26 protein-coding genes are annotated in these 26,480 nt (G+C 56.7%); 11 read left to right on the top strand and 15 right to left on the bottom strand.

The window, feature by feature from the left end:
* The first annotated feature begins 205 nt into the window (after positions 1 to 205).
* Positions 206 to 1,447, top strand: coding sequence for a glycosyltransferase family 87 protein (locus tag AC0J4F_RS00780; RefSeq protein ID WP_133948421.1), 1,242 nt, complete (start codon positions 206 to 208; stop codon positions 1,445 to 1,447).
* On the opposite strand, the gene AC0J4F_RS00775 is transcribed toward AC0J4F_RS00780, so the two are convergent.
* Together AC0J4F_RS00775 and AC0J4F_RS00770 are read right to left on the bottom strand one after the other, a co-directional pair.
* Complete coding sequence (locus tag AC0J4F_RS00775) at positions 1,407 to 2,330, bottom strand: DMT family transporter (protein ID WP_209002309.1); 924 nt, start codon at positions 2,328 to 2,330, stop codon at positions 1,407 to 1,409. The genes AC0J4F_RS00780 and AC0J4F_RS00775 overlap by 41 nt on opposite strands.
* A complete protein-coding gene (locus AC0J4F_RS00770; RefSeq protein WP_133948419.1) occupies positions 2,327 to 3,325 on the bottom strand; it encodes a bifunctional riboflavin kinase/FAD synthetase in 999 nt (332 codons plus the stop codon). Before AC0J4F_RS00770 ends, AC0J4F_RS00775 begins: the two co-directional genes overlap by 4 nt.
* Here AC0J4F_RS00770 and AC0J4F_RS00765 point away from each other — a divergent pair.
* Entirely contained in the window at positions 3,324 to 3,452 is a 129-nt protein-coding gene (locus AC0J4F_RS00765; protein WP_473025131.1) for a hypothetical protein, read from the top strand. The two genes, AC0J4F_RS00770 and AC0J4F_RS00765, sit on opposite strands and share 2 nt — an antisense overlap.
* Positions 3,453 to 3,474: 22 nt before the next feature.
* On the opposite strand, the gene AC0J4F_RS00760 is transcribed toward AC0J4F_RS00765, so the two are convergent.
* The gene (locus AC0J4F_RS00760; RefSeq protein WP_286182821.1) at positions 3,475 to 3,921 is read right to left on the bottom strand and encodes a MaoC family dehydratase; all 447 of its coding nucleotides are present in this window, start codon (positions 3,919 to 3,921) and stop codon (positions 3,475 to 3,477) included.
* 253 nt (positions 3,922 to 4,174) lie between these two features.
* Between AC0J4F_RS00760 and AC0J4F_RS00755 the strand changes: the two genes are divergently transcribed.
* Together AC0J4F_RS00755 and AC0J4F_RS00750 are read left to right on the top strand one after the other, a co-directional pair.
* Positions 4,175 to 4,558, top strand: coding sequence for a response regulator (locus tag AC0J4F_RS00755; RefSeq protein WP_006935666.1), 384 nt, complete (start codon positions 4,175 to 4,177; stop codon positions 4,556 to 4,558).
* A 178-nt stretch (positions 4,559 to 4,736) separates the two neighbouring features.
* Positions 4,737 to 5,438, top strand: a complete 702-nt coding sequence (locus tag AC0J4F_RS00750) for a protein phosphatase CheZ (protein WP_209002308.1) — start codon at positions 4,737 to 4,739, stop codon at positions 5,436 to 5,438.
* Between the two features lie 134 nt (positions 5,439 to 5,572).
* Here AC0J4F_RS00750 and AC0J4F_RS00745 read toward each other — a convergent pair whose 3' ends face one another.
* Entirely contained in the window at positions 5,573 to 6,586 is a 1,014-nt protein-coding gene (locus tag AC0J4F_RS00745; protein WP_473025130.1) for a zinc-binding alcohol dehydrogenase family protein, read from the bottom strand.
* A gap of 23 nt (positions 6,587 to 6,609) precedes the next feature.
* Positions 6,610 to 6,900 (bottom strand): putative quinol monooxygenase, encoded by a 291-nt coding sequence (locus AC0J4F_RS00740; RefSeq protein ID WP_473025129.1) that lies wholly within the window; start codon positions 6,898 to 6,900, stop codon positions 6,610 to 6,612.
* A 98-nt stretch (positions 6,901 to 6,998) separates the two neighbouring features.
* Between AC0J4F_RS00740 and AC0J4F_RS00735 the strand changes: the two genes are divergently transcribed.
* Positions 6,999 to 7,931: a LysR family transcriptional regulator gene (locus tag AC0J4F_RS00735; RefSeq protein ID WP_473025128.1), complete on the top strand. Its 933-nt coding sequence runs from the start codon at positions 6,999 to 7,001 to the stop codon at positions 7,929 to 7,931.
* Between the two features lie 114 nt (positions 7,932 to 8,045).
* Here AC0J4F_RS00735 and AC0J4F_RS00730 read toward each other — a convergent pair whose 3' ends face one another.
* Positions 8,046 to 8,921: a TIGR01459 family HAD-type hydrolase gene (locus AC0J4F_RS00730; protein WP_473025127.1), complete on the bottom strand. Its 876-nt coding sequence runs from the start codon at positions 8,919 to 8,921 to the stop codon at positions 8,046 to 8,048.
* A gap of 112 nt (positions 8,922 to 9,033) precedes the next feature.
* Here AC0J4F_RS00730 and mutL point away from each other — a divergent pair, with 112 nt between their 5' ends.
* Together mutL and AC0J4F_RS00720 are read left to right on the top strand one after the other, a co-directional pair.
* A complete protein-coding gene (gene mutL, locus AC0J4F_RS00725; protein WP_473025126.1) occupies positions 9,034 to 10,929 on the top strand; it encodes a DNA mismatch repair endonuclease MutL in 1,896 nt (631 codons plus the stop codon).
* A 56-nt stretch (positions 10,930 to 10,985) separates the two neighbouring features.
* Positions 10,986 to 11,870, top strand: a complete 885-nt coding sequence (locus AC0J4F_RS00720; protein ID WP_133948405.1) for an alpha/beta fold hydrolase — start codon at positions 10,986 to 10,988, stop codon at positions 11,868 to 11,870.
* A gap of 90 nt (positions 11,871 to 11,960) precedes the next feature.
* On the opposite strand, the gene AC0J4F_RS00715 is transcribed toward AC0J4F_RS00720, so the two are convergent.
* Both AC0J4F_RS00715 and AC0J4F_RS00710 read right to left on the bottom strand, forming a co-directional pair.
* The gene (locus tag AC0J4F_RS00715) at positions 11,961 to 13,124 is read right to left on the bottom strand and encodes a porin (protein WP_473025125.1); all 1,164 of its coding nucleotides are present in this window, start codon (positions 13,122 to 13,124) and stop codon (positions 11,961 to 11,963) included.
* 130 nt (positions 13,125 to 13,254) lie between these two features.
* Positions 13,255 to 13,722 carry a nucleoside deaminase gene (locus tag AC0J4F_RS00710; RefSeq protein ID WP_133948401.1) on the bottom strand — a complete coding sequence of 156 codons (468 nt, stop codon included), beginning with the start codon at positions 13,720 to 13,722 and terminating at the stop codon, positions 13,255 to 13,257.
* 160 nt (positions 13,723 to 13,882) lie between these two features.
* Here AC0J4F_RS00710 and AC0J4F_RS00705 point away from each other — a divergent pair, with 160 nt between their 5' ends.
* Positions 13,883 to 15,361, top strand: a complete 1,479-nt coding sequence (locus tag AC0J4F_RS00705; protein ID WP_133948399.1) for a pseudouridine synthase — start codon at positions 13,883 to 13,885, stop codon at positions 15,359 to 15,361.
* Positions 15,358 to 15,918 (top strand): 16S rRNA (guanine(966)-N(2))-methyltransferase RsmD, encoded by a 561-nt coding sequence (gene rsmD / locus AC0J4F_RS00700; protein WP_133948397.1) that lies wholly within the window; start codon positions 15,358 to 15,360, stop codon positions 15,916 to 15,918. Before AC0J4F_RS00705 ends, rsmD begins: the two co-directional genes overlap by 4 nt.
* A gap of 12 nt (positions 15,919 to 15,930) precedes the next feature.
* On the opposite strand, the gene AC0J4F_RS00695 is transcribed toward rsmD, so the two are convergent.
* The 6 genes from AC0J4F_RS00695 to purD form a co-directional block, all read right to left on the bottom strand.
* Positions 15,931 to 16,791 carry an MBL fold metallo-hydrolase gene (locus AC0J4F_RS00695; RefSeq protein WP_133948395.1) on the bottom strand — a complete coding sequence of 287 codons (861 nt, stop codon included), beginning with the start codon at positions 16,789 to 16,791 and terminating at the stop codon, positions 15,931 to 15,933.
* A 192-nt stretch (positions 16,792 to 16,983) separates the two neighbouring features.
* Positions 16,984 to 17,325, bottom strand: a complete 342-nt coding sequence (locus tag AC0J4F_RS00690; RefSeq protein ID WP_473025124.1) for a hypothetical protein — start codon at positions 17,323 to 17,325, stop codon at positions 16,984 to 16,986.
* Positions 17,326 to 17,435: 110 nt separating this feature from the next.
* A complete protein-coding gene (locus AC0J4F_RS00685; RefSeq protein ID WP_133948391.1) occupies positions 17,436 to 18,290 on the bottom strand; it encodes a patatin-like phospholipase family protein in 855 nt (284 codons plus the stop codon).
* Between the two features lie 123 nt (positions 18,291 to 18,413).
* A complete protein-coding gene (locus tag AC0J4F_RS00680) occupies positions 18,414 to 21,527 on the bottom strand; it encodes an EAL domain-containing protein (protein WP_133948388.1) in 3,114 nt (1,037 codons plus the stop codon).
* A gap of 289 nt (positions 21,528 to 21,816) precedes the next feature.
* A complete protein-coding gene (locus tag AC0J4F_RS00675) occupies positions 21,817 to 22,722 on the bottom strand; it encodes an alpha/beta fold hydrolase (RefSeq protein ID WP_133948386.1) in 906 nt (301 codons plus the stop codon).
* Positions 22,723 to 22,799: 77 nt separating this feature from the next.
* A complete protein-coding gene (gene purD, locus AC0J4F_RS00670) occupies positions 22,800 to 24,071 on the bottom strand; it encodes a phosphoribosylamine--glycine ligase (RefSeq protein ID WP_473025122.1) in 1,272 nt (423 codons plus the stop codon).
* Between the two features lie 165 nt (positions 24,072 to 24,236).
* Between purD and AC0J4F_RS00665 the strand changes: the two genes are divergently transcribed.
* Positions 24,237 to 24,698 carry a GNAT family N-acetyltransferase gene (locus AC0J4F_RS00665; RefSeq protein WP_473025121.1) on the top strand — a complete coding sequence of 154 codons (462 nt, stop codon included), beginning with the start codon at positions 24,237 to 24,239 and terminating at the stop codon, positions 24,696 to 24,698.
* A gap of 191 nt (positions 24,699 to 24,889) precedes the next feature.
* Complete coding sequence (ubiA, locus tag AC0J4F_RS00660; RefSeq protein ID WP_473025120.1) at positions 24,890 to 25,840, top strand: 4-hydroxybenzoate octaprenyltransferase; 951 nt, start codon at positions 24,890 to 24,892, stop codon at positions 25,838 to 25,840.
* Between the two features lie 22 nt (positions 25,841 to 25,862).
* On the opposite strand, the gene AC0J4F_RS00655 is transcribed toward ubiA, so the two are convergent.
* Positions 25,863 to 26,453, bottom strand: a complete 591-nt coding sequence (locus tag AC0J4F_RS00655) for a DUF6101 family protein (protein ID WP_133948378.1) — start codon at positions 26,451 to 26,453, stop codon at positions 25,863 to 25,865.
* Between the last annotated feature and the right edge of the window lie 27 nt (positions 26,454 to 26,480).

Below are 26,480 nucleotides of genomic sequence, written 5' to 3'. Positions count from 1 at the left end.
GGCGGAAGACAACCTGTTTTTGCATGGCATGGGACATAGCAGCAGTTCGGCAAGGAATAAAGAGGGGCAGGGGATTTGATCAGAGGCACGGCTGTTTCCGCATCCAAGGATCCAACCCATGCATGTCAAAATTAGCGGTTCTGCAAGAATTGATGGGCATATCTGTGCGAAGTGGAACTGAAGCTCAAACGGTACGGCAGCCCGCATGGAGAAATTGAAGCACCTTGAGACGATCCTGACATCAGATCGGATCGATGTGTTCTTGAGGCTCGCACCTGTTGCGTATCTCGTTGGCATGGCGAGTTTTCACATCCAACAGGCTCATATCTGGGATGCAAAGCACGGTTTGCTGCTGATGGGAGATTACATCTGCTATTGGCTTGCGGCGGTGACTGTGTTGGCAGGGGCCCCGTTTGACGTCTATGACAACGATGCGTTCCGATTGGTCGCTGAGAACTTTGTTGCTGAATACGGTTATCTACCGTTCATGTATCCGCCGACCTACCTTCTTGCGATGGTGCCGTTCGGGCTTCTCCCAAACTGGCTATCGCATATTCTGTTCTTCTCCCTGACTTTGGGCGCTCTGGCACTCGTAGGTCGAATTATTTGGGGTGGCTGGAAGGGAGCGTTGATTGCCTGTGCTTTCCCAGGTGTTCTGGGTGTTCTGATCCATGGCCAAAACAGTTTTCTGACAGCTGCGTTGTTCGGTGGGGCACTCGCTGCGCTTGGTGGGAAGCGCTACATTTTGGCTGGGGTCTTGATTGGCTGCATGACCTACAAGCCGCAGATCGGTGTTCTCATACCATTTGCTCTTTTGGCAGGGCGTTTTTGGACAACATTCATTACTGCCGGTGTGACCACAGTGGTATTGGCTGCGCTACCAGCCGTGGCGTTCGGGCCAGAGATTTGGTTGGCGTTCTTAGAGCAGAGCAAATTTGCTGCGACGCTCCTCGATCAGGAGCTCGTCGGGCATTGGAAGTATTTGTCGATCTATACTGGTCTGAGGATAATCGGGTTGCCGGATCAACCCGCGATGCTGGCTCAGCTTTTGTTCGCAGCAGGTTGCCTTGTTTGGGTCGTGCGTCTTTGGTGGAGTGATGCGCCATTCGAATTAAAAGCGGCAAGCCTTGTCACTACGAGCCTTTTGGCGTCTCCTTACATGCTCACTTATGAGTACATCATTCTGGTTGTCGCGATTCTGTTTCTCGCGCGTCATGCGGTTGATGGCAATCTGATGCCCTTTGACACATCTTTGTATGTTTTGATCGTGCTACTGACACTAATAGCCCGCGCAATTGCGGAACACACGGGGATCCCGCTGGGCAGTGCTCCGGTTCTATTGACCATGTTCCTGACGCATCGCTACTACAAGCAATGGGAGAATAGACGGGCAAACGTTGCGGGTTCTATCCGGCCGTCTGTTTCCTCACCCGCTCACGGTGCGTGATGTAAAGACCGCTGCCAACAATCAGGCTGATACCAACCCATGTGAGCAAATCCGGGAAATCGGCGAATACAAGAAACCCGAACAAGGTCGCGCTTACGATTTCCAGGTACTGGAGAGGTGCGAGCAGGCTTGCGTTGCCACGTTGGAACGCGGCCACCACCAGTCCATGGGCACAGAAGGAGATAAGGCCAATCAAAGCCAACAGCCCTGCTTGCCAAGCATTCGGCCACACGAAGACGACATCGCCCACGTCAAATGTGGTGGCCACGATGAGTATGGCGCCCAGATAAAGGCTTCCGGCCAGCCCTGCACTCAGTTGGATCGTCAGCAAATCATCCCGAACGGGATAGAGCCGGTTGAGCAGCAGATAAAACGAAAACAGCACGGCCGTTGCGACCGGCAACAGGCTCACAAGGCCGATCTCGGCAAGGTTTGGCCGCAAGATAATGAGCGCGCCAGCGAGACCGACGGCAATCGCACCGATCCGCCGGGGACCAACGGGTTCTTTCAAGATAAGGGCTGCAAGGATCGTCAGGATCATCGGCTCGACAAAAAAGATCGAGATGGCTGTGGCGACGGACATGTACTTCACAGCGATGAAGAAACACAACGACGCTGAAGCCAGCAAAATCCCGCGCAGAAAATTCACGAAGGGTTGCTGTCCGCCAGGGCGTGGCAAACGCAACAAGATAAGCGCAAACACCAGGCTGACCAGAAACTGAAAGACAAACCGGCCAAAGGTGACTTCTAGCGGATGGATGGAGGACGAAAGGTATTTTGCGATGATGTCCATTACAGGCACGATCAGCATCGCGCTGGACATCAAAAGGATTGCCTGTAACGGATTTTCGCTGACGTCGATCGCAGGCGACCGTTGTCTCACGATGCGAAGTCCAGGAGTTTTAGATCTATCTCAGACAGAGGCTGCAATGATGCCAGGGCCGCGCGTGCTTCTTCACTGTCCCGGTCCATCTGGGTGACCAGCGCATCCGCGCTGTCAAACTTCGCTTCTCCTCGAAGATAAGAGACCACATGCACCCGCAAGGTCTTGCCGTAAAGGTCACCCTTGAAGTCAAACAGGTAAACTTCAAACAAGGCAGCCCCGTTGTCGAACGTCGGCCGTCTTCCATAACTGGCAACGCCGCCATACCAGTCGTCCCCGACCCTCACCTTGACCGCATAGATGCCTTGCAGCAGCGGGCAATCTTCCGGCATCCGAAGATTTGCGGTCGGGTAGCCGAGATCCCGGCCCCGTTTGTCGCCATGCTGGACTTGCGATTCGAAAAACCACCGGTAACCAAGGAGGGCATTCGCTTCGGCCATGTCGCCGGTCGCAAGGTTGTCCCGGATCCGCGAGGACGAAATCACGTCAGCATTCTCGTCTTCTTCGCGCTGGACGATTGTCACGCCAAAGCCGTGCTCAGCCCCGGCAGCGCGCAAGTAATCCGGGGTGCCTTGGCGGGCGCGGCCGAAGTGGAAGTCGTAGCCGGTAACGGCGTGGGAAATGCCGAGCGTGTCGATCAGAATATCTTGAACGAACGCGTTGGCTTCAACAGCTGCAAAGTCTTTGGTGAAAGGGAGGATCAAAGCGCCGTCTAACCCACAGACGCGCAACATTTCGGTCTTGTGCGGCGGTGGGGTCAGCCGGAACACGGGCTTTGCCGGATTGAACACGGTGCGCGGATGCGGTTCGAAACTCATTGCGAAGACCGGGTGATGCGTTCCGCGGCCAAGTCCGAGAGCAGCGTCAAGAACCGCCCGGTGACCACGGTGCACGCCGTCAAAATTGCCAATCGCAACCACACCACCTTTGAGACTGGAAGGAAAACTCTCCAGCGATTCGGCGATTTGAAACTCAGAGGATGGGGTGCGGTTCATGCAGCTGACCTATTCGCAAGGTGGCGTTCGTTTTGGCATTCCGCAGCAGACGAATAAGACCCGCCCGGTTGAAGCCGCGTGGAACGTGCCGCCAACACCAAAAAAGGTCAAGCTGCTCTCATCATGAAATTGAACTGGGTTTGATCAGATCAAAGCCGGGAGCGGTCTTCGGTCTTGCTCGGAACCTTGACCAAAGCTTCGCCTTCAAGCACCACGGTGTCTTCAACACTACAAATGCAGGACAGCCGGGCCCTGTTGCCGCGCTCCATCAGTTCTTCGACGCGCACGGTCACGGTGACATCATCGCCGATCTTTACCGGTGCCTTGAAATTCAAGGTCTGCGACAAGTAGATCGCGCCAGGCCCGGGCAGGCGGGTGCCAAGAACAGCGGAAATCAGGCTTGCGGTATAAAGGCCGTGCGCGATCCGCGTTTTGAACGGCGTTCTGGCTGCGAAGTGCTCAGATAGGTGGATCGGGTTTCTGTCGCCCGACACTTCGGCAAAGCCCACCACGTCGGAGGAACTGACATGTTTTACGAGTTCTTCCGTCATGCCGACGGTGAGATCTTCGAAACAGAGTTTTTGCAATTCCAGCATGATGTTTTCGGCCCTGTATATCCCGTTTTTTTGTGCGTTGGACGCTAAGCGCGCCCGGGAATTCTGACAATTATGCTTTCGGTGAAGAAAAAAAGTGTCTGTTATTAACGGTCTTTTCAGTTGCTGCCGTTAGTTTGCGTTGAGTGTGGGGAGGTGAGGACACAAATGAATGTGTCGCTCTCCTTCGAAGTCATAACGCGTTTCCAACGGCCCACGGCCAGGGGCCGCGCACCTTGACAGTATGGAGTAGACAATGGCCCTTGATCTTCAGATGCCGGTCCTCGTGGTCGATGACTACAAGACGATGATTCGCATCATTCGCAACCTTCTGAAACAGCTCGGTTTCGAAGACATTGACGACGCTGCGGACGGCACCGAAGCCTTGGAAAAAATGAAGCAGCGCCGCTATGGTCTTGTGATCTCGGACTGGAACATGGAGCCTATGACCGGTTACGAACTGCTGAAGCAGGTTCGCGCCGATGGTTCCCTCAGCAAAACACCGTTCATCATGGTGACAGCTGAATCCAAGACCGAAAACGTGATTGCAGCAAAAAAAGCCGGTGTAAACAACTACATCGTGAAGCCGTTCAATGCGCAGACATTGAAAGGGAAAATTGAGGCTGTCTTCTCCGACTAAAACACTTTGGCTTGGCGGGGACCGGTGTGCGTCTCCTTCTCCGCCGTTGCCGGCATTCTTTTTCAAGTTAAGCAGTCGGGCTGGGCAGGCAGGCTGCAGCCGGACAATTGCGCCAAAAATGTTTTATTGCCGGTTTTCAAGAGATCGGCATCTGCTGTTTGGAGGCGGCGGTTAAGCAATGGACACCATTGAAAGGCTGGATCTCATGGCCAAAATAAAACAAGAAAATGTCGCGCAAATCATCGATTTCCTGGAACAAAACAAGACCCGGGATGGGGAAGTTTCCCTAAACGATGTCATGCATCTTGCCGAAGTCATGTCGGGGTCCATGCACGACTTTTTGTCGACGGTTCAGCCGGCTGTTACGGAAGAGCTGACGGCGATTGCAAAAGAAATCACGCGCATGAAGCAGGAGATTTCCGCGCTTCGTGCCAATGATATGACCGGCAACAAGATCCCGGATGCGGGCCGCGAACTCGATGCCATCGTTGAGGCAACCGAGAACGCGACCAACACCATCATGGAAGCCGCCGAAGAAATCATGGCTGCGGATCCCAGTGATTCCGAGGCCTACCAGGATCTTGTCAGCAACAAGATGATCGGCATCTTCGAGGCCTGTACCTTCCAGGACATCACCGGTCAGCGGATCTCAAAGGTGGTTGAAACCCTGCGCTTCATTGATGAGCGGGTGACCTCCTTCATTGAACAGCTGCGCATCCCGGCGAGTTTTGAAGCCGAGATCGAGGAAACCGATGAAGAGCGCCGCAAGCGGGAGTTGATCCTTCATGGGCCGCAGCACTCCGGCGAAGGCGTTTCCCAAAATGACATCGACGCGCTCTTGGGCGACAGCCAGGCAGACATCGACAAACTGTTCGACTGATCATCGCCGGACACAGAATTGAAAAAAGGCGGCTCCCTCGGGCGGCTTTTTTGTTGTTCCATCAGAAACTTGCCAGGGTGAAAATGAGTCCGCTGCTTGGATGAGAGTGTCGAGCGAAATGCCAGTTAGGCCTCTCAGAATCCTTCCAGCACGATCTTGCCCTTAGACTTGCCGCTTTCAAGCAAAGCGTGGGCCTTCGTAAGGTTTGCCGCGTTGATCTTGCCAAAGCTTTCGGTGACCGTCGATTTGATTGCGCCTGCATCAATCAAGGACGCAACTTCATTCAGGATGTCTCCCTGGCGTTGCATGTCAGCTGTTCCAAACATCGGGCGTGTGAACATGAACTCCCAATGAACCGAGATCGCTTTGGACTTGAAGGGCATAATGTCGAAGGTGTCGGGATCGTCAATCAGCCCGTACCGGCCCTGTGGTGTCATGATCTCTGAAACTTCTGCGGAATAAAGATGGGAATGGGTTGTCGAGTACACGAAATCGACGGTAGCGACGCGCAGAGCATCGATCTGCGGCCCGAGGGCCTCGGCGTGACTGATAACGTGATGCGCCCCCAACTCTTCTACCCATGCCTTCGTTTCCGGTCTCGAAGCGGTCGCGATGATTGTCATATCTGAAAGAGCACGAGCCAGCTGGATGGTAATGGACCCCACACCACCCGCTCCGCCGATGACCAAAAGCGTGTTGTTGCCGCCGGGGCTCGCTTCATTTATCCGCAATCTGTCGAACAGCATTTCGTAGGCGGTAAGGCTCGTCAGCGGCATGGCGGCGGCTGCATAGGTAGGTATTGAGCTTGGCGCTTTGCCAACGATCCTTGCGTCCACCAAGTGGAACTCGGAGTTTGTGCCCGGCCGGTTCACCGCACCCGCATAGAATACACGATCACCTATCGAGAAATTTGTGACAGCGTCACCTAAACCAACAACTTCACCGGCGGCATCCCAGCCCAAGATACCGGGTTTCCCGTTCGTGGGTGCACGCCGCTGGCGGATTTTAGTATCGACTGGATTAACGGAGATCGCATCGACCTTCACCAAGAGGTCATGACCCGACGCTGTTGGCGTTTCAGTTTTGAAGTCAATCAATGCGTCGGGCCGGTCAATCGGCCCAGTTTCAAGATATCCAATTGCTTTCATGGCGTGCTCCTTTGATCTGGCGCTTAGCCGATGATGGTCATCTCGTTCAGCGTGAATTCTGCGACAGCACCATCCGTGGCCTCCATGTATGCCGCCAGGTGTGGCGCACCCATGTGGGTCTGCCACAACTCACGACTTTCCCAGTTCTCATAAAACATGAAGTGCGCTGGATCGTCGTTGTCCTGGTGTAAGTCGTAGTTGATGCACCCTTGTTCGGCGCGGGTGACGTCGATGAGCTTGAGAAGCTCAGCCTTCACCAGGCCGATCTTGTCCGGGTAGGCTTTAATTTTGGCGACAATTGTCAGCTTAGTCATTTGAAACATCCTTTTTTCTTCCTCAACCGCAATTTACGAGGCCGCTTATCCGGGATAAACAGGCGTATTCCGAAAACATAATCCGGAAATATCGGCTAATGCTTCTCGATAATCTTCGATTGTTCATGATCATCGCGGAGAAGGGCAGTCTCGCGGCAGCTGCCCGCGAAACCGGAATATCGACCACCACTGTCTCCGAACGCTTGGCTGCACTCGAAGCTCATTACGGCGTGGTGTTGTTCAATCGCACAACACGGTCCATCAGCTTAACGGAGGAGGGCCGCACGCTTGTCAACGGTGCACGTGCGGTTCTGATTGAAGTTGCGGATCTCGACACACGCATTCGTCATGGGGCCGAGACCCTCTCCGGGGTAATCCGGATCTCAGCGCCTGTCGATCTAGGCCGCAGCATCGTCTCGCGGGCGATATCGGCATTCACCGAAGAAAACCCTGCAGTTTCTATCGAACTATCCTTGTCGGACGGATACGTTGATCTCGTCGGTCAAGGATTTGACATGGCAGTTCGTTTTGGCAATGTGACAGATTCCACCCTAAGGTTGCGGAGCCTTGGGTCTTTTCAACGCCTTATCTGTGCTGCACCGGAATATCTGAAGAGGCATGGCACCCCGAAAACCCCTGAAGATCTGATGAACCATAATTGTCTTGTCATGCGCTTTGGAGAGACCTTGGACAATGTTTGGGAATTCGGCAAAAAATCAAAAAAGAAACGGGTAACAGTTCGTGGGAGCCGGGTGGTGAACGATGGCTGGCTCATCCGGTCCTGGGCCTTGGCAGGACACGGCATTGTTTTAAAGTCCGAGTTGGATGTCGCCGAAGACATTCGATCCGGAGCCTTGGTATCTTTGCTTTCTGAGCATTTGCCGCCGCCGAACCCGCTCCAAATGATGTTCCCGCCAGGAAGAGCACAGCCGCGACGTGTTACGGCTTTCGCTGACCACCTTCGCAGGACAGTTCCGATTTCCCGCTTTGATGTGTCGAGTGTTCGCTCGAATACTGAGACCTATAGCTAAGGCAAATACGAGCTAAGTTTCCGCTCGAGCGGAATTCGGCAACCGCGGTATGTCCGCAGGGCGGTCATTCATTCATAACGTAACACGAGCCGGAATTTCGCCCAGTTCACCCCCTCACCATGATAGCCGCGGGATGGCGGCGCGGGCGCGGAGGCCCTCTTCGATGAGACGCTTGCGGATCAGGTGCTCTTCCGGGGCTTCGCTTGGTCCAAAATCCGAAGCGTGAATGCCGGCGGTGATGAACAGAACGTCGATGTCCTGGGACACGGCGCCGCGAATGTCTGTTGGCAGGCCATCGCCGATCGCCAGAACCTCTTCCTTTGCGATTGTTGTCCCGGCGTGCTCGGCCAAACGCCGCAGACCCGCCTCATAGATCGGCGCGTGCGGTTTGCCGAGAATGGCAACTTCGCCGCCGAGGTCTTCGTAGAGGCGGGCGAGCGCCCCGGCGCACCAGACCAAGCGGTCGCCCCGCTCCACAACGATGTCCGGATTGGCGCAGATCATCAACAGATTGCGCGCCGCCAGTTTCTCCAGGCGCTCCCGGTAATCGTCCGGTGTTTCCGTCTCATCATCCCGGAACCCCGTACAGCTGATCGCGTCTGCATCCTCGTCGACGCTGGTGAAGTTTGCTGCTAGATTGTGATAGAGCGGCTGGTCCCGGTCCGGTCCGATGTGCAGCAGCGTCTTGGAACCTTGCGCTTCCAAGACTTCGCGGGTGACATCGCCCGAGCTGACGATGCTGTCATAGGCCTCTTCCGGTATACCCAAGTTGGCCAGCATTTCGGCGACATTTTTTGCCGGCCGCGGGGCATTGGTGATCAGAACGACATGGCCGCCGGTTTCTTCCCGGAAGCGCCGCAATGCGATATGTGCCTCCTCAAAAGCGGACACGCCGTTGTGCAGCACGCCCCAGACGTCGCACAAGATGCCCTTGTATTGCGGGGCAAGGGCATGGAGCCCGTCAACAAGAAGCGGTGCAGAAACGGTCATGGCGGCTCACTCGGATGAGAAATTATCTGATAGGATTGCACGGAATCGAAGTAAATCCGGCGCGGACCATATCCGAAGCGCGCGTCAAACGGAACCAATCAAAGGGCAATTCATGCAGGTCAGGCAACTTGGCGAACAGGTGATCAACCAGATTGCCGCCGGTGAGGTCATTGAAAGGCCTGCCAGCGTGATCAAGGAGCTGGTTGAAAACGCCGTTGATGCCGGGGCGTCGCAAATCGACATCGTCACCGCTGCAGGCGGCAAAACGCTGATGCGGGTCGCCGATGACGGGGCCGGCATGCGTCAAGACGATCTGAAACTGGCCATCCGCCGTCACTGCACCTCCAAGATTTCCGATGATGACCTGTTTGATATCCGCACGCTCGGGTTTCGCGGCGAAGCGTTGCCGTCGATTGGCTCCGTGGCCCGTCTTGTCATTCAGACCCGCCACGGCGAAGAAGACCACGCCTGGGCGATCGCCGTGGAAGGCGGCAAGGAACAGCCGATTGTGCCTGCCGCCCGCTCAAAAGGCACCCAGGTTGAAGTCCGTGATTTGTTCTTCGCAACACCGGCCCGTCTGAAATTCTTGAAGTCCGACCGTGCGGAAGCCGCCGCCATCACCGAGATCGTCAAGCGGATTGCGCTTGCCTATCCGCATATCGGGTTTTCACTGTCGGGTGCCGACCGTCAACCACAATCCTGGCCGGCAGCGCGCGGAGACGAGCCGCATCTGGCCCGGATCGCCCAGATTTTGGGGCCCGATTTCGTCGACAACGCCATGGAGATCGATGCGGCGCGGGAAGGGGTCCGGCTCACCGGGTATGCTGGTTTGCCCACCCATCACAGGGGCAATGCCCAGCATCAGTTCTTTTTCGTCAATGGCCGACCCGTGAAGGACAAGCTGCTCTTGTCCGGATTGCGCGGGGCTTATGCAGACGTTCTTGCGCGTGATCGTCATCCGGTGGTGGTTCTCTTCATCGATCTGGATCCGGCGCTGGTGGACGTGAACGTCCATCCGGCCAAATCCGATGTGCGGTTTCGCGATGCGCAGTTGGTCCGCGGCCTGCTTGTCGGGGCGATCAAACATGCGCTGGTCCAAGCGGGGCACCGGTCGTCGACGTCCAACGCAGCCGTCGCCTTGGACGCGCTTCGAAAACAATCTCCACAGCCGAGATGGCCATCCGGTGCCACTTCTCCCGCTTACGGTTCTGCAGCGAGCGGATCGGCAAGTGCGCACGGGTTCGGTGCAACGGCAACCGCGGAGCGCTGGGCACCGGAGGCTTTTCGGCCATTGGAGACGGCACAAAATCCTGTGCTGGGATTTGCTGAAGACCGGGTTTCAGAGGTCCATAACGGCTTTTCTGCTCTGGCCACACCGTCAGCCGATGCAAGGGCACATGATGTTCCGCTGGCCTCGGAGAAAACCGAGCTGCCGCTTGGCGCCGCGCGGGCACAGGTCCATGAAACCTACATCATCGCGCAAACAGGAGATGGCGTTGTCATCGTCGATCAGCATGCTGCGCACGAACGGCTTGTTTATGAGCGTCTGAAAGAGGCCTTGGCCAAGAAAGACGTTGCCCGGCAGATCCTTTTGATCCCGGAGGTTGTCGACCTGCCGGAAGAAGATGCCGCCCGGCTGGCGGAACGCGCGGAGGATCTGGAAAAGGTCGGCTTGTCGCTTGAGGCGTTTGGGCCGGGTGCCATCGCGGTTCGCGAAACACCAGCAATCCTTGGCGACATGGACATTCAGGGCATGGTGCGCATGCTCGCCGATGAACTGGCCGAGTGGGAGACCGCCGACAGTCTCCGGGAGAAACTTGACCACGTTGCCGCCACGATGGCCTGTCATGGCTCGGTCCGGGCCGGACGCCGCATGCGGCCGGAAGAAATGGACGCCCTCTTGCGCGACATGGAAGCAACACCACTTTCTGGGCAGTGCAACCATGGGCGCCCGACCTGGGTTGAACTGAAACTCAGCGATATCGAAAAGCTTTTCGGCCGCAAGTAACAGCCAATGGGAAATCCGTCCCGTACGGCGAGATCGGCAGCCGTACGGAGACCGCAATGACCGCAGAAGACAGCAACAACAACACACCACCTGCGCGGCACAGCACGGGAACCTTGCGGAAGGTTGGCAGGACTGTCAGAAAAGTCCTGGTCGCTGGCGCGATCGCCTATGGCATTGTCGCCGGCTACATGTATCTCAATCAGCGGAATTTCGTTTTTGTGCCAACCGGTGAACTTGAATCCCCGGCGGCAAAGGGGCTAGAGAACGTCACCGTCGAAACGGTCTCAATGCAAGACGGCACCAACGTGACCGTCTGGATGTCTGAGGGGCGTGAAAACACGCCAGTCGTTCTTTATTTCCACGGCAATTCCAGCAATTTGTCGACGCGCCACAAGCGCTTTGCGCAGGTTCTGGACAGTGGCTTCGGGCTCTATGCGCCAAGTTATCGCGGCTATCCGGGAAGTGAAGGCGCCCCGTCCGAGGCAGCGTTCATTCAGGATGCGCTGGAGCATTTTGACAAGGCGTCGGCGGCTGGCCGACCTGTCATTGTGCACGGTGAGAGCCTGGGTACAGGTGTTGCCACTGCCGTCGCAGAACAGCGCCCGGACGCTGAGTTGCTCGTCCTGGAAGCGCCCTATACGGCTCTCGTTGACATTGCGTCCGAGCAATATCCCTGGTTGCCCGTGTCCGTGCTCATGAAGGATCCAATGCCGACGCGGGAGCGGATTCAGAACATTCAAAGCCCGGTTCTAATCGTACATGGAACGGATGACCGGGTGATCCCGGTGGCGCACGGAGAACGCTTGTACGAGCTGGCGCCTGAGCCGAAAACGCTCAAGATCGTTGAAGGCGTCAGCCACAGCGGTCTTTGGGGAAACGGTCTCTGGGACGCGGTCCAAGACGCTTACTGCACCTCGAAGGTTGAAACGCGCGCCTGTTGAGTTTGGGCGAAAACCAAAACCGAACCGTAATCAGGACTACCCGTGCGCGTCACGTGACTGCGCGGTACTGCCAATGGTATCCCGCGAGCCTTAAAACGTTCTTTGAACCCTGAGCGTTGTGTAAATTTCATCCGTATCGGAAAGCCCGGACGCTCTATCGAAATCGACGTTGCGGTATTGCATTTCAGCGCCGATATCCACGCCGGAAATTGGCGACCAGACAACGTTGCCAGTCACTGTCCATTGATTGAAATCGTAACTGTCCAAGGCGGCATCGACCGTGTGGTAACCACCTTCCAGATTGGCCGTGACCGTGTCGGTTACGGCGTGACGCCAGCCTCCGGCAACGTTCCACGTCTTTGTTGTTTTGGTGGACCCGCCAACATTGATGGCGTCGGTGATCCGGCCATTCCAACTGTCGAGTGGGAAACGGCTTGCGCCATCGGAATAGCCCACTTGGAGAACAACTTTGTCCCGGTCACCAAGGAAAGGAACCTTGATCTCCGCGCCGGCACCGACAGCCCAGCCCAGAGCAGCTTCTGATGCCGTGTCGACGAAATAGACCTGGTGTAATGCGCCCATGATTTGCGCGGAACCCCAGGCCTGATCGATCCGGATGTTGGCGACAGCGTCTGGGATCTTAAAGCCGCCATACCCGTCGGCGTTCGGAGAAATTAGTTCCACCCGTCGGGATACCGGACTTTCAATTGAAAGGCTGGCGGACACTCCGTTGCCGAATGCACGAGTGTAGGCGGCAACGTTTGATTTGGTATCGGAGTAGGAGGTGACCCGGGCACCGAAAGAATAACCTGTCCAGAAGTCCCAGAACGATTGAGCCCGGCCAAAGGTGAACCCGCCGAATTGGATGAAGCTGTACTCCAGCTCCAAGGAATTGGAGCTGCTGTCGTTGTCGTTTGTCACGAAGACGGAGTTATAGGTTCGCAGCAACCCGTATTCCGTTGCGGTGCGCGAGTCCAGATAGCTGTAGCCACGAGCCCGGAACGTTGTCCCTGTCGCCGCCTTGTCTGACCAATTGTTCGGTCCGCTGCCATAATTGTTCAGCCGATATTCGATACGAACGCGGCCTCCGACACGCAGGCAGGTTTCCGTGCCCGGCAGGTAAAAGAACCTGTTGCCGTAGGCATCACAAATCCGCAGGTAGTCTATCGGTTCCGGTGCGATTGGAAGATCGGCAGAAAATGCGGGACCGGCGAGCATCACCATGCTCGCTCCAAGGATGGCAGATCTGATCATGACACGATGTCTCGACAGTTTAATGGTTCGCGAGCCGTTACCATAGCGTGTCTTGCATGACAGTTTTCAGCGTAGTCAGGGTGTTCGTGAATTCACCTGTGCGTCGTTGCAATTGCGCAACAGAGTGTGGTCAGCGCCGGCCTTGGAAAAATCCCTTTAAGAGAGCTGCCGATTGGCGTTCTCCTATACCGGCATATGTCTCAGGGGCATGGTGGCAAATAGGCTGGCAGAAAAAGCGGGTTCCGTGGTCGACAGCGCCGCCCTTTTCGTCTCCGGCACCATAATAAAGCCGGCGGATCCGGGCAAAGGAAATGGCGCCGGCGCACATGGCGCATGGCTCCAGCGTCACATAGAGATCGCACTCCGGAAGCCGCTGGGAATGTAGCGCTGCACAGGCCGCGCGGATAACCAGGACTTCGGCATGTGCGGTCGGATCGCTCAGTTCCAGGGTCCGGTTGCCGTCCCGGGCCAAGATCTCCCCGTTGCGCACCAGAACGGCACCCACGGGGACTTCACCGCGTTCCGCGGCCGCCGCAGCTTCCTCCAGGGCGATATCCATGAAGGTCTTTTCGGCAAAGTTGTTGTCTTGAGAGGTCATGCCGTCTTTTCCATATCCGCCGTTTTAAGGCGGTACGGGGCATCCGTCAGCTGCAAAAGTAGGAGAATTTGGGTTCCGGATACCGTCTTCGGGTACGATTACTTTGAAATGGTGAAAACAAGCGATTCCCGAACGCGTTCTGCTCTGCTATGACGCGCCTATGACGACAAAGAAATTCCCTCCGAAACGGTCTGGCCCGGACAACGGCCGGAACCGACCCAAACGCGCAGCAGACAACCGCGGTCCGCGCAAGCCGGCGCCGCGCAAATCTGCTCCCAAAGCTGGCGAGGCGGGCGACGCACCGCGCGTGACCATTCCTGACACCGACAGCGGTGAACGTATCGCCAAGGTCATGGCCCGTGCCGGCTTGTGCTCCCGCCGGGAGGCTGAGACCTGGGTCATGAACGGCCGGGTCGAGGTCAATGGAAAGGTATTGACCACGCCAGCAGTCACCGTCACCGGCAAGGACAAGGTTCTGGTGGACGGCGAACCTCTGCCGATGCGCGAACGGACACGGCTGTGGCTCTACCACAAGCCGCGCGGCCTGGTGACGACCAACAAAGATCCGGAAGGCCGGCCGACCGTGTTCGACCGCCTGCCGGATGATCTTCCGCGGGTCTTGACCGTTGGGCGTCTCGACATCAATACCGAAGGCTTGTTGCTGCTGACCAATGATGGTGGTCTTGCCCGGGTCCTGGAATTGCCTGCAACCGGTTGGCTGCGCCGCTACCGCGTGCGCGCCTTTGGCAAGATTACACAGGCTGAACTCGATACCTTGAATGACGGTGTGGCGATTGACGGTGTGCTCTATGGCGCCATCGAGGCGACACTGGACAAGGAACAGGGCGGCAATGTCTGGATGACCGTTGGCCTGCGAGAGGGCAAGAACCGCGAAGTCAAACGCGTCCTTGAACATCTAGGGATGTCGGTCAACCGGCTGATCCGCCTGTCCTATGGTCCATTCCAGCTCATGGATCTGGCCGAAGGCGATGTACGGGAAATTCGCGGCCGTGTTCTTCGTGACCAGTTGGGCGATGCCTTGGCGGAAGAGGCAGGCGCCGACTTCGATGCGCCGATCTTCCATATGCCGAAGCACGAAGAGGAAAAGAAAAGGTCCGGTCCGCGCGGTGGTGGCCGGGATGGCTCCTCAGAAAAGGGCCAGGGCAAGTGGCTGACGGCCCGTGAGGGCAAGTCGGCGACGGATCGAAAGAAAGCCTCACGGAGCGACGACGGTGGCCCAAAACAGGGCAAGCGGAGAAACGAAGGGCCGCGCCGGGAGAAAGTCTCACCGCGGTCAAAGTTCCGCATGACGTCCGAACCCCGGTTTCGCAAGGATTACAACGAGGAGCGTCCGACCCTGCCGCAACGCCGGATTTGGGGAGATGAAGGCCTCGTTGAGGACAAACAGCAGGAGCGTCGCACAAACCGCGACAAAGGTGATCGGAAGGGCGGACCTCGCGAAGACCGTCCGTTCCGCGGCGACCGGCCAGAGCGCGGCAACCGCTCAGATCAAGTCGGACGGTCAGAAGGGCGGGATCGCGTAGGCGGTGGTGACCGCCCGGATCGGGGCGACCGGTCAGGCCGCAGTGGCCGCCCAGATCGCGGTGGCCGTCCGCCGCGCCGCGGAGACCGTTCGTGAGAATAGTTGCCGGACGTTTCAAGGGCGCTGCACTGGCAGCGCCCAAGTCAAATGCCACGCGGCCGACCAGCGACCGGTTACGCGAAACTGTCTTCAATATCCTTGCGCATGGGCTTGAGTTCGAGATTGATGGATGCCGGGTCCTCGACCTTTTTGCCGGCACCGGAGCACTCGGTTTTGAGGCCATCAGCCGCGGTGCGCGGCACTGTACGTTTATCGAAGAAGCCGCTGAACCGCGTGGTGTCATCCGCCGGAACATGGAAAGCCTCGGGCTCAATGGCGCTGCCAAGATATTCCGGCGGGATGCGACAAAGCTCGGCGAGCCGGGAACGATTGAACCCTTCGATTTGGTTTTCGCCGACCCGCCTTACGACAAGGGGCTGGGAGAGAGGGCACTCGTTTCTGCTGCGACAGGCGGATGGCTGAAGCCAGGCGCGATCTGCATTCTGGAAGAGCGGGGCTCTGCGGATGTTGAAGTCCCGGAAGGGTACACCGAACTCGACCGGCGCAAGGCCGGTGACAGTCAGGTTCTGTTTCTGCGGTTTGATCAGGAGTAATCGCGTCCTGATCTATGCTCCGCCGGGCATCATGATGTAGACCGTTTTTTCCGCTGGCAGGGTGCTACGGCTCACGGTCACACTTGAAGTCTCCGCACGGACGATCCGGTAGCCCTGTTCCGTTGCCCGGCCCATGAATGCCGGAAGGGCCCCTGCGAAATGAAAATGCATCGGAATTATCATCGATGGACTGATGGCAGCCAGCACGTCCATGAGGCTGTCGAGCCTAAGCGTCGATGAGTTGTCAATGGCGGCGAACACGACATCAATCTGGCCGAGGCGCAGCAAATCGTTTTCCGTCAGCCGGTGATGTAAATGCCCCAAGTGGGCGAGGCACAAATCCGCGGCTTCAAAGATAAAGATTGAGTTGCCGAGCCGGCGGCTTTCCCCATCCCAGCCTCGAATGTTGGTCTGAATATTTCGAACGCGAACATCGCCAACAAAGATATCATGATCCATCGGGCCGCCGTTCCGGTTCCAGCCATACAGAAGATGTTCGATGTTCGGGTCAGGGTTCAGCGAATAGTGGGTGCTGTGGGCTCCGTTCATCGTGGCGATCGTCGGCGGAAGAAACGGACGGTAGATGTCATTGTAATCGGTTGCGATGCGGATCCCCTGAGGGGTTTCCAGCTCGAAGGTAGAATGCCCGATGTAGCGAACGCTAACTTGATCTGGCTCCAGATTGGCGTTCCACACCCGGACTTCGCCCGGCCGCAACGGCTTGTACGGAGCATCAGCGACGACCTGGCAGATCGCCAGAGCAGGGCCAGCAAAGAGAATTGCTGTAATGAAAGTGAGAAGGAACGCCGCATTGCTTTCAAAGCGTCGACGAAACCAGGTAGCCGGTCGGATGCAATGGATGGACTGCCACATGCTGAACGATCCCCACTCGCGAGTGTCACCCAAATAATACTAGGCTTTCAGGCAAGACCGGCAAGGAATTATGGGTGATCGCGAGGAATTTGATCGGTTGGACAATCATTTGCCCAAAGAAAAGGCAACCGGCCTGTTGGACGGTTGCCAGGTGGGGGCAGGTGGGAGGAAGGACCCGCCCCGGGAACTCAATCAAACGATGTGAAGGCTGACCGGCGGTCTCGTGCCGCGGGTGCGGGTCTTCAGATCGTCGGTGGCCGCACCGGCAGTTTTGGACTGCAGATAGATCATTTCGCCGGCTGTTCCGGCTTCGCGGACGAGGTCGGATTGTTCGCATTGGGCGGCAAGTTGAAGGCCCAGCCTGCGCAAATGGGCCCGCCGGTAGCAGTAAACTGCCATTGCTGCGCGTTGTGCAGCTGGCCATTGGCCAGTGATCTCAGCCGTCGCGTTCAGGGCAGAATCCAAAAGTTTCTTCAGGATGTCATCCGTGACGGGGCATGTCTCTAAATCTGCGGATCCCTTTGCCATCGGCATTGCTCTACTCCTCGGTTCATAGAGAAGGATCGCGAAATTCAGTTAATTGAGTCTTAAGTATCCACAGTCGGTAAATTAAGCGAGGGAAATTGCTTGAATAGTATTTGAGACTATTTGACGGAATCGCTTGTTGTATTTAGCAGTTCTGTTAGTTTGGCCCGTGTCACACCACGTAAGTTTTCGGACTTTTCCAGAATTGCTCCTGCTTTCAGAAAATCGAGCACGCGGGTATTGTCATGCTGCGGGCGGATCAGGATATCCGGTTGATCCAGTTTGAGTTTTTGTGCTGTGATCGTCTGCATCAAGATTTGCGAAGATCCGAAAATCGAGTCCAGCATGCTGATATCAGCCGGATTTGAACGCGGAACCGGGGCGCCGACAACGTCAACCGCAACCACAAAATCGCACTCTTCCCGCAAGCCGTCGAAGGGCAACGGGTTTACAACACCTCCGTCGATCAGAAATCTTCCCTGATGCCGGACAGGACGGAAAACGGCTGGAATTGAAATGGAGGCGGCAATTGCCGGTAAAAGCGGCCCCGTTTCGAAATCCACCTCGGTGCAGCCGAAATAATCGGTTGCCAAGATTCGTAAGGGGATATCGAGATCTTCAAACCGGGGCGGCAGATACTCGGCGACAAAGGCGTCCAGCACACCGACAGGATCGAATTGAACCGGCCCGGCACGGAAGAGATCTCGGATGCGTTTGGGGCCAAGCTTCCAGAAGCGCGAGAGGACTTTATTGCTGTCGGCAAACAAGTCCAGCGCGATCGCGCGCAGGTCCTCACCGCTGTGCCCGGCAGCGTAGCCTGCCCCAAAGATCGCACCGATAGATGTTCCGGCGATTTTGTGGGGTCTGATCCCCAAATCGTCAAACGCCTGAAGAACGGGAATGTGGGCAAGGCCTCTTGCTCCTCCGCCGCCAAGGGCCAGGCCGATCTTGGGATGCGACGCATTTTTCAGCATGTGGCCCGATGCCTCTGTTGATTATTCGGCGGGCGTGGGGGACGTCGTGTGTCGCCGATTGGCCCTTTGGCCACTCGTTGCCTGATCATAACGTCAGCAGTGTGACGGTGTGATGGGCAGGTCCTAAAACACGAAATAGAGGTCTTCTGCGGTTTCCGACATCCAGTTGGTGGCGTCTTCAAAACGCAGGGGCTTGGCAATGAGGAAGCCCTGGACTGCAAAGTCACCCATCATGCGCAGGCGGTCATATTGCTCTTCCGTCTCGACACCTTCGCAAACAACCGAAATATTGAGCGAGCGGGCCAGATGGATCAGCTGGTTGATCAGGATTTCTTTGCGGTCATCTTCCAGCAACTGCTGGGTAAACGAGCGGTCGATTTTCAAACCGTTGATGGGAAGATCAACCACATGGGTAAGTGAGGCATATCCGGTGCCGAAATCGTCCAGCTCCACATGCACGCCCATTTCATAAAGATCCTTGAGTGTCGACAGGTGACCTGATTTGTGATCGTCCAGGAACACCGACTCCAAGACTTCGGCTGTGATCCGTTCTGGTGCCAGATCATGCCGTTCCATAGCGGTTTTGAATTGATCGAACAGCATGCCAGAGGACAGGTGCGCCGGAGAAACGTTTACCGAAATCCGGCCGAAATCCAATCCTGCATCCTGCCAGGATTTGGCTGCCGCGAACGCCTTGTCGAGAACAATTTCTCCAAGAACAGCGGCAAAGCCTGTCTTTTCAACGACGGGTAGGAACTCGCCTGGCGAAACGACGCCACGTTCCGGATGTTGCCAGCGGACAAGGGCTTCCACCCCGACGACCTTGTGCGTGCGCATGTTGACCTGTGGCTGGAAGACCAGGAAGAACTCGTCGCGTTGAGCTGCCATGTGCAACTCGCGTTCAAGTTCCGCTTCCTTGTCGTTCACGGACTGCAGGTCGGATGAATAGAATGTGAACCGGTCCTTGCCGCTGTGTTTGGACCGGTAAAGCGCAAGGTCCGCATTCACCAGAAGTGTTTCAAAGTTCGTGCCATGGTCCGGACACAGGGCAATCCCCATGCTGACGGTCGGCCAGAAGGTTGTGCCGTTGAACTCCATCGGCGCCCGCATCAGCCGGCGTGCGCGCTCACACAATTCGTTCGGATCGGAGTCTGAGGAATTGGCCAGAATAACAAACTCATCGCCGCCCCAACGGTAGGGCGTCCCGAGCCCACGGCTGACTTCGCGCAGGCGGCGTCCTGTTTCCGCGAGGCAATAATCACCCGCCAGGTGCCCAAGCGTGTCATTGACCCGTTTGAAATTGTCCATATCAACATGGATGAGGAATGCCGGCTTTTTGGTTTTGGCGAACCGCTTTCCGGCATCGCGCTGACAACCGGCGCGGTTCGAGAGTTTCGTCAGAGGATCAAAATAGGCAAGGCGCTCAGCGCGTTCCTTCGCGTCCCGGGTTTCAGATTCGCGCTGTACCCGCTCCGAAATGTCGTTCGCCATGGCGACGATGCGATTACGGCCCTGGTCGCGCACCATCTGGATCTGGAAGTCGACCGGATAATCCGTTCCATCTTTCCGGCGCTGTTGGGCCTCGCCCGTGATATTGGCTTCGGTGCCCTCAGCCAAAGGCACGAGTTTTTCAGCAATGGTAGAGCGGCTGAACTCCTGATTGATGTCCCAGAGCGTTAGATTTTGCAGCTCGGTCAGTGTGAAGCCGAGGTTCGTAATCGCGCAGGCGTTTGCGTATTCAACTTGGTAGGTATCGGCGTTGAGGACATAGATCTCGTTAAGCGACGTCTCGAGGATCTTTGCCATCAGCGTGTTCTGGCGTTCCGTGTTGGACCGTTCCGTAATGTCGTGGACAGTCCCGATACCCCGGACGCTCCGGCCATTTTCGCCTTTGAAGACACGCCCTTTGGTGTGGATCCGTGCAAGCGAGCCATCAGCTCTCAAGATCGAATGCTCCAGATCAAAAGGCTGACATTGCGCGAGAGCATGATGAATGACTGACTTGACCCGGGGCAAATCTGTTGCTGGCACGCGCTCGATCAATTGCTCCAGCAGGTTGCCTGACGCTGTCGTAGGCGAAATCCCGGTAATCCGGAAAAACTCTTCCGAGGCAGAGATCTCTTTCGTGCTGAGATCGCACTCCCAGCTGCCGATTGAGGCAATCGCTTGCGCCTCAAGAAGCTGGGCACGGCTGCGTTCAAGTTCCTTTGTGTTGGAACTGACGGCTTCTTCCAGGCTGGACCATGTCCGGCCAATTCTGCGTTGAAGCCGGGCCAGGAGACGCTGCATGACAACCCAGGCAAGGATCGCGAAGCCCAAGCTGACAAGCAGCACGACAAGGGTGGTTTTGAAAAAGGCGTTCGCTGCAGCTGTAACGTCCCGCTGCAGCATGATTTTCGAGCCCGGCGCGGCATTTGCCAATGGAAGAGTCAGGCCCTCGGTCATGAGAACCTTGTCATCTTCCTTGAACAGCAATGGAACAGCGGCTGATGCTGCTTGCGCGTTCTGCTGGTTGGAACCGGCGGTGGACGCAGCGGTTACTGGCCCGCCGGTTTTGAGGATCTTGCCGTTAACGGCAGAACTCAAATGCATCAGATGGGTTTCGATACTGGAACTTAAATCCAGATAGCCGAGCAGCCGGCCCTCATGCACCAAAGGTTCCGTGCTGCGAACCACAATGGTTCCAGCCTGATCGTATTCGAGGCTGTTGGAGACAGCCGGCGCACTTGCATGATCGTCGTCTCCGGTCATGTCAGACGAGGTCGTCAAAGCGGCTGCCGTAGGACCTTTTCGGTACAGAACCGAATGATCAGGTCCATAAACTGCCAACCGGTAAGGCCCCTCTTTGCCGTTGAAGGTCTCAAAAGCACGCTCTGCATAAAGTGCAACAGATGCGGTATCATTCTTGACCATCGCCGAAGTCAGATTTTCATCGGACGTCAAACGGTCTGTGAGCGTTGCAAGAGCCTTGGCATTGCGCTGCTGTTCCTGATGGACCAGCTTTTTGGAAGCTGACTGCACTCGATCGAATGGAACTTGCAGCCGCGCGACTTCAGTGACGATGTTCTGGAGCGTTAGAATGCAAACGATGAGCGCCAGAAAACCAATAAAGACAGCTTTAAGCGGGCGTTCAATCCGAGCGCCATCGTCGCTCCATTGAGCGGCGATGTGATCCAACCGGGATTCCACAGTATCGAGAAAATGATATCCGGACCGTTTCACTTCGGTGTCCCGCATACTCCGCTCAACCACGCCAAACCTTCAACCGTTGCGTACGGTTGCCCCCCGCACCTCGTCAGGCACTATCCTTAAATTCCGGCAGCCCAGATGGCGCCAATCAGATAGGAAGAGTCCCTGCCATAATTATCGATAGCGGGTATTCGTTAAATTGCATTGAATAAGAGTGTTAAGAAAATTAAGGACTTTCACTGAAAAGCACTGCATTTTAACAGCTTAACACCATGCGCATTTAAACTCAGCAAGTTTGGTTGAAGCTGGAATTTGATTTTTTATACTTTGGTATTTTCTACAAGGAAAAGAATTCGAGTATCTCCTGCGCGATTTCTTTTGGTGACTCTTCCGGCAGGAAATGTCCGCCCTTAATTGCCTTACCTTTGGCATGAGGACACCATGTCTGCCAGGTCGCCAGCGGATCTTCGATACTCGCCGCAATCCCCTGTTCGCCCCACAACGCAAGATACGGTAGGGAGATGGTTTTATCTGTCCGCCGGTCCTCAGCATCATGATCGTAATCGATATGTGCCCCGGCCCGGTAATCCTCGCAGCTCGCCGCGATGCGCGCCGGATCTGAAAACCAAGCGCGTGTGTGCTGAAGCGCACCCTCAGAGAAGGGCGACAGGTCCTTTGCCGCGCTCCAGCTTGCGAGCTTGTGCTCCAGAAACGGGATTGGGTCGGCGGCAATCATATTTTCAGGAAAGGGCGCCGGTTGAGCCAAAAACGCCCAATGATAGATCTTCAGTGCGAAGGTGCGGTCAAGATGGTTCCAGTAGTCAAAGGTCGGCAGGATATCGAGAACCGCAGCGCCAGAAAGCCGATCGGGCATGTCCAGCGCCATACGATACACCACACGCCCACCCCGATCATGCCCAACCGCCCCAAACTGGTCGTGGCCAAGATGTGCCATAACCTCGGCCATAGTCTGCGCCATCGTCCGCTTGGAGTAGGCGGCATGATCGTCACTCAAGGGCGGGATGACGGACTGCCCGTATCCTGGAAGATCCGGCATCACGAGCGTGAAGAACTTGGCAAGGTCCGTAGCGATTTTGTGCCAGATGACATGTGACTGCGGATAGCCATGCACCAGCAAAAGTGCCGGGCCGTTGCCGCCCGTCCGGCAGAAAATCGGCCCTTGCGCAGTTTCGACGAAATGACTTTCGAAACCCGGAAACAAGTCTGGCAGTGTGTCGCCCACAGTATCCTCCCAACATAAGTCGTCGGGAGGAGCCTATTTATCTGAGACGTTTATGGCTATCGGTCTATTGGGTTAACTCAGTTCTCACGCGCAACAGCGCGCCAGCCGATATCGGACCGGCAAAAACCTTCTGGCCAATCGATTTTTGACGCGGCCTTGTAGGCAGCTTCCTGTGCGTCCTTCACCGATTTACCGAGCGCCGTAACGTTCAAAACCCGGCCGCCATTTGCAAGAATATTGTCGCCATCGGACTTTGTTCCGGCGTGAAAGACTTCGGCTTCATCAGCCGAGATAGCATTCAGGCCTTTGATCTCCGTGCCCTTTTCATAAGCGCCCGGATACCCCTTGGCAGCCATAACAACGGTCAATGCAACATCATCGTGCCAGTCGGCTTGGGATTGATCGAGTGTACCGTCCGCGCTCGCGATCATCAGGTCTAGAAGATCGCTTTTCAGGCGCATCATCAGCACCTGGCACTCCGGATCGCCAAAGCGCGTGTTGTATTCGATCAGTTTGGGTCCGTCCGATGTGATCATCAGGCCCGCGTAGAGAACGCCCTTGAACGGCGTTCCACGCTTGGAAAGCGTCGCGATTGTCGGCTCGATGATGGAACGCATCACCTCTGCAACCAGAGCATCGGTGAGAACCGGAGCCGGAGAGTAGGCACCCATGCCGCCCGTGTTAGGGCCTTCGTCGCCATCAAAGGCGCGTTTATGATCCTGCGCCGTTGCCAGAGGCAGAGCGTTAATGCCGTCAGACAGGACAAAGAAGCTCGCTTCTTCGCCTTCCAGGAACTCTTCGATCACGACTTCCGAGCCCGCCGCACCGAACGAGCCTTCAAAACAATCTGTGACGGCTGCTTCCGCATCCGCAAGTGTCATGGCGACCACGACACCTTTGCCGGCAGCCAGACCGTCCGCCTTGATGACGATGGGCGCGCCTTTTGTGCGCACGTGATCCAGGGCATCCGCAGCATTGTCGAACCGGCCATATCCTGCCGTCGGGATGTTCGCTTCGTCGCAAACAGCCTTTGTAAAGGCCTTGGAGCCCTCGAGCTGCGCAGCGGCCTTGCTTGGACCGAAAGCCTTAATGCCCGCCGCGTTCAGATCATCCACCAACCCGGCGACGAGCGGCGCCTCCGGGCCGACGACAACAAACTCGATCTGCTTGTCGCGGCAAAAGGTGATCACGGCTGCATGGTCTGAAACGTCCAGATCGGAGAGCTCTGCATGTGCGGCAATACCGGCATTCCCGGGAGCAGCATAAAGCTTTGTGAGCTTCTGGGATTTCGCCAAGGCCCAGGCAAGGGAGTGCTCGCGGCCACCGGATCCGATCAGGAGAACTTTCATGAAATGCCAATCTCACATGCATCAACAAGAAGGGGAGCGGATGTTGGGGCCGGCAGGGCCGCTTCCGCAAGTGAGGCGCGGTCTAACATGCCGGGGCCGGAGCCGCAATTGGGCCGGAGGTGTGCCGTTGACCGAGAAAATGACCATCAGCTTACAGGAGCGGACATGAGCCGCGCATGGCAGGTCGTGTTGGGGTCTCCGGCCAACCGGCGGGAGATACTCGGCATCGTCCGGAAATGCCGGGAAGAGACGGGCCGCACTTTCAACAAGCAGTATGAAAGTGCCATCAGCCGGTTTCTTGTCGATGCATCGGCCGGCCGGATCTACCTGATTGATGTGCGTGGTGTCCCCGCGGGATATGCCAGCGTGTCGTTTCAGCAATCTGTTTCGTGGGGAGGTCAGCTTGCGGTACTGGAGGAGCTCCAGTTGCTGAAAGCCTATGAAGGGCAGGGGCTTGCCCAGCGGGTTCTCCGGGCAATCATTGGCGACTTGGAAAACTTCGGTCCGGACGTGGTGGTCGCCTATGCAAAGGAAGATGATCCGCTCGCAGCCGTGTACGAAATCGAAGGGTTTTCCCGAACCGCTCTCATTCGGTATTCCGATCAGGAAAGTGACGAAACCTGCTGAAGGTCGCTCCAAATTGGTCTTGCGGGGCGGACTGCGTCAGTTATGCCTCTCGCGAATGGATCTCCAGAGCTTTACTGTGTGAATTGCCGCTTGGGGGTGATTTTCATTTGCGCAGCCGGTAAAGCTGCGGGAAATCAAATGCGGACTCGGCGGGATTTTTAACGCGCGAAACGTCAATCAGGGACCACGCCATGTTCTTTTCCACCCGGGATACCGGCCCGGTTGCAGATGCGGTCAAGCAGCATTGGGTCGATACCCGCCTGCCTGCAGGTTTGCGCCCTTACGCCCGTCTGGCCCGCTGGGAAAGACCGATCGGCTGGTGGCTGTTGCTTTGGCCTTGCTGGTGGTCCGCAGCGCTTGCGGCAATCGCGGCGGGCAACAGCTGGCCGAATCCCTGGCATATGCTCTTGTTCCTGATCGGTGCCGTTGCAATGCGCGGTGCTGGATGCACCTACAATGACATTGTGGACGTTGATATCGATGCCCAGGTGGAGCGGACGCGCTCCCGGCCGATCCCTGCCGGGCAGGTGAGCAAACGTCAGGCAAAGATATTTCTAGTGGTCCAGGCGCTGGTCGGTCTGATGGTCCTGCTGCAATTCAACAGCTTCTCGATTGTGCTGGGCATCGCATCGCTGATCCCGGTCGCGATTTATCCGTTCATGAAACGGATAACCAACTGGCCGCAGCTGTTCCTGGGTTTCGCGTTTTCCTGGGGTGCGTTGATGGGGTGGGCTGCGGTTTTTGGAGAGCTGTCCTTGGCGCCAATCCTGCTCTACATCGGCGGGATATGCTGGACCATCGGCTACGACACGATCTATGCCCATCAGGACAAGGAAGATGATGCCTTGGTTGGTGTGAAGTCGACGGCTCGTCTGTTTGGCGATCGCACCCGGCTTGCACTGATCGTGCTTTATGCTTTGGCGTCCCTACTGTTTGCCCTTGCTGCAGCCTTGGCCGATGCCGGACCGGCTGCTTTCCTTGGCATTCTTCTGGGCGCTATCCATCTTGGCTGGCAGATCGTCATCATCGATATTGATGACGGGGATCAGTGTCTCCAGCTGTTCCGATCCAACAAGATCTACGGCTGGATCCTGTTTATCGGCTTCACAGCAGATGCTTTGATTTCAGGGATGTTCGCCTGACGGGAAATCGAAAGGCGTAGAGTCAGTCCCGCGCGATGATCTCGCGTTCGTGAGCGTAACTCGCAGACACTTTGCCAAGTGATCCTGTTTGCCGGCGGTTCAGGAAGCGCGGGCGCCGGCCGGTCAGGAGACGCAGTTTCCGGCGTGGTGCTGGGGCAGCAGCCGGGTTGGCCTGAAAAGCTTCAATCGGTTTGACGGCACCACCGAGATCACACACCAGCATGGGCAACGACAAGACTTGCGCCCAGCGGCTCCAATGCGTAGCCAGCTCGTCGGATGAATGTGTTTCCACCAGTGTGATCGACAGCGCACCGTCAGGATGCTTCAGGATCAAACTGGCGAGGATCTCTCCAGGCGTATTGCCTGGAACAATGCGCACCATCACGCCGTCAAAACCATGCATCGGAACAACGATTGTGACTGGCAGACCGCCAACACGGCGCTTGATGATTGCTTTTTCGCGATCAAGAAAGATATCGGCCGGAAGGGAGGTTGTTCCTGGCCGGGCTTCCAGGCGTTGCTGGAACTGGATTGGGAGGCAACCGGGATGCAGCACCTGCTCGGTGCCGATCCCGGCCGCTTGTGTCATCTGTTGTTCTGTTTGACGCTTCACTGTGACTTCTCCACCGGGCCTTTTGGC

This window comes from Roseibium sp. R5, from assembly GCF_055755305.1.
This window is presented reverse-complemented; position numbering and strand designations above follow the sequence as displayed.

Coding starts and splice junctions, on each gene's coding strand:
- AC0J4F_RS00710 (WP_133948401.1), bottom strand. CDS start 13,722: ATGACCTCTCAAGACAACAACTTTGCCGAAAAGACCTTCATGGATATC.
- ubiA (WP_473025120.1), top strand. CDS start 24,890: ATGTTCTTTTCCACCCGGGATACCGGCCCGGTTGCAGATGCGGTCAAG.
- AC0J4F_RS00770 (WP_133948419.1), bottom strand. CDS start 3,325: ATGAACCGCACCCCATCCTCTGAGTTTCAAATCGCCGAATCGCTGGAG.
- AC0J4F_RS00760 (WP_286182821.1), bottom strand. CDS start 3,921: ATGCTGGAATTGCAAAAACTCTGTTTCGAAGATCTCACCGTCGGCATG.
- AC0J4F_RS00740 (WP_473025129.1), bottom strand. CDS start 6,900: ATGACTAAGCTGACAATTGTCGCCAAAATTAAAGCCTACCCGGACAAG.
- AC0J4F_RS00730 (WP_473025127.1), bottom strand. CDS start 8,921: ATGACCGTTTCTGCACCGCTTCTTGTTGACGGGCTCCATGCCCTTGCC.
- mutL (WP_473025126.1), top strand. CDS start 9,034: ATGCAGGTCAGGCAACTTGGCGAACAGGTGATCAACCAGATTGCCGCC.
- AC0J4F_RS00755 (WP_006935666.1), top strand. CDS start 4,175: ATGGCCCTTGATCTTCAGATGCCGGTCCTCGTGGTCGATGACTACAAG.
- AC0J4F_RS00780 (WP_133948421.1), top strand. CDS start 206: ATGGAGAAATTGAAGCACCTTGAGACGATCCTGACATCAGATCGGATC.
- AC0J4F_RS00680 (WP_133948388.1), bottom strand. CDS start 21,527: ATGCGGGACACCGAAGTGAAACGGTCCGGATATCATTTTCTCGATACT.
- AC0J4F_RS00750 (WP_209002308.1), top strand. CDS start 4,737: ATGGACACCATTGAAAGGCTGGATCTCATGGCCAAAATAAAACAAGAA.
- AC0J4F_RS00715 (WP_473025125.1), bottom strand. CDS start 13,124: ATGATCAGATCTGCCATCCTTGGAGCGAGCATGGTGATGCTCGCCGGT.
- AC0J4F_RS00765 (WP_473025131.1), top strand. CDS start 3,324: ATGCAGCTGACCTATTCGCAAGGTGGCGTTCGTTTTGGCATTCCGCAG.
- AC0J4F_RS00745 (WP_473025130.1), bottom strand. CDS start 6,586: ATGAAAGCAATTGGATATCTTGAAACTGGGCCGATTGACCGGCCCGAC.
- AC0J4F_RS00695 (WP_133948395.1), bottom strand. CDS start 16,791: ATGTGGCAGTCCATCCATTGCATCCGACCGGCTACCTGGTTTCGTCGA.
- AC0J4F_RS00685 (WP_133948391.1), bottom strand. CDS start 18,290: ATGCTGAAAAATGCGTCGCATCCCAAGATCGGCCTGGCCCTTGGCGGC.
- AC0J4F_RS00705 (WP_133948399.1), top strand. CDS start 13,883: ATGACGACAAAGAAATTCCCTCCGAAACGGTCTGGCCCGGACAACGGC.
- AC0J4F_RS00735 (WP_473025128.1), top strand. CDS start 6,999: ATGCTTCTCGATAATCTTCGATTGTTCATGATCATCGCGGAGAAGGGC.
- AC0J4F_RS00665 (WP_473025121.1), top strand. CDS start 24,237: ATGAGCCGCGCATGGCAGGTCGTGTTGGGGTCTCCGGCCAACCGGCGG.
- purD (WP_473025122.1), bottom strand. CDS start 24,071: ATGAAAGTTCTCCTGATCGGATCCGGTGGCCGCGAGCACTCCCTTGCC.
- AC0J4F_RS00720 (WP_133948405.1), top strand. CDS start 10,986: ATGACCGCAGAAGACAGCAACAACAACACACCACCTGCGCGGCACAGC.
- AC0J4F_RS00690 (WP_473025124.1), bottom strand. CDS start 17,325: ATGCCGATGGCAAAGGGATCCGCAGATTTAGAGACATGCCCCGTCACG.